Genomic DNA, 3,798 nt, shown 5'->3' on the forward strand with positions numbered 1-3,798 from the left:
AGGTAGACCTCCCGGAGTCCTACCTCGCGCACACGGGTCTACCTCGGCGACAGGCACCACAGACTCACATCCCCACCTACCCCGAGTCATAGCGACCTCACAGGTTCGGACGGCTCCATGGAGGAGTTCGCTTCCCCGTCACCTGGAGGTCACCCGTGACCCAGCCCCCACAGCTCGCGCTGTACCTCGTCGACCTCGTCGCCGTGCTCGTCCTGACGTTCGGCCTCTACTTCCCGCGCCATCGGCGCCGCGACCTGGTCGTGGCCTACCTGGGCGTGAACGTGGGCGTCCTGGCGGTCGCGGCGACCCTCGCGAGCAGCACGGTCGGCGCGGGCCTGGGCCTGGGCCTCTTCGGCGTCCTGTCGATCATCCGGCTGCGGTCGACCGAGCTGAGCCAGCACGAGGTCGCGTACTACTTCGCGGCCCTCGCCCTGGGGCTCCTGGGTGGCCTCGGCGCGACCGCGGGCTGGCTCGGCGTCGCGGGCAGCGCCCTGATCCTCGTGGTCATGGCGGTCGCGGACCACCCGCGGCTGCTACGCCGCCACCGCAGCCAGGTCGTCCTGCTCGACCGCGCCTTCCCCGACGATGCCGGCCTCGTGGCCTACCTCGAGCAGCTCTTGGGGGCGCACGTGCACTCGGCGTCGGTCCAGCGCCTCGACCTCGTGAACGACACGACCCTGGTCGACGTCCGTTTCGAGGTCCCCCCGGGTGGCGGTGTCGCGGCGAGCAGCGCGGGCGACGTCGCCGCGGCCCTCGCGGCCCCGGCCGGACCCGCCGCCCGGGTGTCGGCATGACCACGCTCCTGCCCGACGGCGCCGCGCCCGACACCCTCGTCGCGCCGCACGCGGGGTTCTCCCCCGTGTCGCTCGACGAGCTCGTCGCCTCGGCGTCGCTCCAGACCCGGATCGACCGCAAGTACGTCCTGCACCGTGCGCAGGCACAGGTGGTCCTGGCCGACCTGGCCGAACGCGAGCCGGGCGTGCGGGTGCTCGACGCCGACGGCCGTCGCGAGTTCGCGTACGAGTCGGTGTACTTCGACACCCCGGACCTGACGAGCTTCCACCTGGCGGCGCACCGCCGTCGGCGGCGCTTCAAGGTCCGTACCCGGACGTACCTCGACTCGGGCGAGGCGTGGCTCGAGGTCAAGACGCGGGCCGCTCGCGGCTCGACCGTCAAGGACCGCGTGGCGCACGACCTCGCAGGCCGCCGCGAGCTCGGCGAGGGCCGACGCTTCGTGTCCGCGACGCTCGACGGCGCCGCGATCCCCGAGGCGGCCGACCTGCCGCTCGCGGCGGGCCTCGTGACCAGGTACCGGCGCTCGACGCTGCTCCTGCCCCCGACGAGGCCAGGGGCGCCCGCGGCGCGCGCGACGCTCGACACGGGCCTGACGTGGCTGCTCGACGAGGGCACGCCCGCGGGCCGGGCCGCGGCGGTCCCCGACCTCGTGGTCGTCGAGACCAAGACCGGGTCGACGCCGTCGTGCCTCGACCACCTGCTCTGGCGCAGCGGCCACCGGCCGCAGCGCATCTCGAAGTACGGCACCGGTCTGGCGGTCCTGCGCCCCGACCTGCCGAGCACCCCGTGGCGACGTGTCGTCCGCCGCTGGGTCGAACCCTCCCTGACCACCACTCCCGACAGGAGCACCTGATGCGACTCCGCAGACCCACCACCGTCACGACCGCCGTCCTGACCGCCACGCTCACGGCCGCCGCGCTCGTCGGCTGCTCGGCCGACACCGGCACGAGCACCACCACGAGCGACGCCGCCTCGGCCACCACGGCGTCGAGCGCCGTCGCGGGCCTGACCCCCGAGGAGGCCATGGCCGCAAACGCCGACCCGCACTCCTCAGGCGCCGACGACGAGGACCTCTCGTGGGACGAGTCCGAGGAGGTCGCGCTCTCGCTCGACGGCGACTCGGCCCAGGCCGACGGTGACGGCGTGACCGTGGACGGCTCGACCGTCACGATCAGCCAGGCCGGCACCTACCGTGTCACGGGCGAGCTGACCGACGGGCGGCTCGTCGTGGCGTCGCCGGGCGACGACGAGGTGCGCCTCGTGCTCGACGGTGCGAGCATCACGTCCTCGACGACCTCGGCGCTCGCCGTCGAGGACGCCGCGACCGCGGTCGTGGTCCTGGCCGACGGCTCGACGAACCACCTCGAGGCGACGGGGGCCGCCGTGGACGAGGATGCGGACGGCAGCACCGACGAGCCCGACGGCGCCCTGTTCTCCACCGCGGACCTGACGATCGGCGGCACGGGGGCGCTCGACGTGGTCAGCTCCTCGACCGACGGGATCGTGAGCAAGGACGGCCTGGTGGTCGCCGGGGGCGACCTCACGGTCGACGCGGGCGACGACGGCATCCGCGGCAAGGACTACCTGGTCGTGACCGACGACGCGTCGGTCACCGTGACCGCGGCGGCCGACGGCCTCAAGTCCACGAACGCCGACGACGAGACCATGGGCTACGTCGCGGTCCTCGGCGGGACGGTCGACGTCACGTCGGGCGACGACGGCATCCAGGCCGAGACCGACGCGATCGTCACGGACGCGACCGTGACGATCGCCGCGGCGGGCGGACCCGGCACGGAGGTCGCCGAGGACGCCTCGGCCAAGGGCATCAAGGGCGACGTCGGGGTCGTGGTCGGCGGCAGCGCGAGCGTGGACGTCGCCGCCGCGGACGACGGCCTGCACTCGAACGGTGCGGTGTCGGTCTCCGGCGGGGACGTCACGCTCGCCTCGGGCGACGACGGCGTCCACGCCGACGGCGACCTCACGATCACGGCCGGCACACTCACCGTCTCGGAGTCGGTCGAAGGCCTCGAAGGCGCCACGATCACGCTCGCGGGCGGCGACGTCGACATCACGGCGTCCGACGACGGCGTGAACGCCGCCGGCGGGACGAGCACCGGCACGACAGGCACCGGCACAGCGCAGGAGGGCCCTGCACCACAGGACGCCCAGGCGCCGGGTGACCTCACTCCCCCGGCCGACGGCGAGCGCCCCACCCTGCCCGACGGCACGGTCCCCGGCGACGGCACGGCCGGCGCTCCCCCGGCCAGGCCCGACGGCGAGATGCCGTCCGGCGAGATGCCCGACGGCGCAGCTCCCGGCGGGCAGGCAGGTGGCCAGGGCGGCGGCGCACCGGGCGGCCAGGCGGCGGGCGACTACTCGCTCACGATCTCGGGCGGCACGCTCGTGGTCGACGCGGGCGGCGACGGCCTGGACAGCAACGGCTCGCTCGAGATCACGGGGGGGACCACCGTGGTCCAGGGGCCGACGAACGCCGGGAACGGTGCGCTCGACGTGAACGGCACGTTCACGATCTCGGGAGGCACGCTGCTCGCCGCGGGCAGCTCGGGCATGGCCGTGGCCCCCGACACCGACTCGTCGCAGGGCTGGGTCGCCGCGAACCTCGACCAGGGTGCCACGGCCGGGACCGGGGTCCACGTCCTCGCCGAGGACGGCACGATCCTCGTGTCCTACGAGGTCACCAAGGACACGCAGAACGTCGTCTACTCGTCACCCGAGATCGAGACAGGAGCCACCTACGTCTTCGAGACCGGTGGGACGCTCGGCACCCCGGACGGTACGGGGCTCTCGTCCGACGGCACCACCGACGGCGCGACGCAGGCCGCGACGGCCGTCGCGGGCGAGTTCGCGGGCGGTGGCATGGGCGGCATGGGGGGCGGCCGCGGTCCCGGCTCGAACGGCTCGACCGACACCTCGGGCGGGACGACCACGAGCGGCGCGTGACGCCGTCGGGCACCTCTCTCCCCCCACGCGCGCCAGGGGCGC

Annotated in this window: 3 protein-coding genes; all 3 read left to right on the forward strand. The window is 74.3% G+C overall.

Annotation, left to right across the window (positions count from 1 at the left end; genetic code table 11):
* Window positions 1-155 precede the first annotated feature (155 nt).
* The 3 genes from ACFRCR_RS17565 to ACFRCR_RS17575 are packed head-to-tail and all read left to right on the forward strand — an operon-like array spanning window position 156 to window position 3,756.
* Entirely contained in the window at window positions 156-794 is a 639-nt protein-coding gene (locus ACFRCR_RS17565) for a DUF4956 domain-containing protein (RefSeq protein WP_377679344.1), read from the forward strand.
* The gene (locus ACFRCR_RS17570) at window positions 791-1,648 is read left to right on the forward strand and encodes a polyphosphate polymerase domain-containing protein (protein ID WP_377679346.1); all 858 of its coding nucleotides are present in this window, start codon (window positions 791-793) and stop codon (window positions 1,646-1,648) included. Before ACFRCR_RS17565 ends, ACFRCR_RS17570 begins: the two co-directional genes overlap by 4 nt.
* Window positions 1,648-3,756, forward strand: a complete 2,109-nt coding sequence (locus ACFRCR_RS17575) for a carbohydrate-binding domain-containing protein (RefSeq protein ID WP_377679348.1) — start codon at window positions 1,648-1,650, stop codon at window positions 3,754-3,756. Before ACFRCR_RS17570 ends, ACFRCR_RS17575 begins: the two co-directional genes overlap by 1 nt.
* Window positions 3,757-3,798: the final 42 nt, after the last annotated feature.

This window comes from Oerskovia sp. NPDC056781 (genome assembly GCF_042789955.1).
In the GTDB taxonomy this organism is placed as follows: Bacteria; Actinomycetota; Actinomycetes; order Actinomycetales; family Cellulomonadaceae; genus Oerskovia; species Oerskovia rustica.

Excerpts from the sequence above, each read along its gene's own strand:
- ACFRCR_RS17570 (WP_377679346.1), top strand. The coding sequence starts at position 791 with ATGACCACGCTCCTGCCCGACGGCGCCGCGCCCGACACCCTCGTCGCG.
- ACFRCR_RS17575 (WP_377679348.1), top strand. The coding sequence starts at position 1,648 with ATGCGACTCCGCAGACCCACCACCGTCACGACCGCCGTCCTGACCGCC.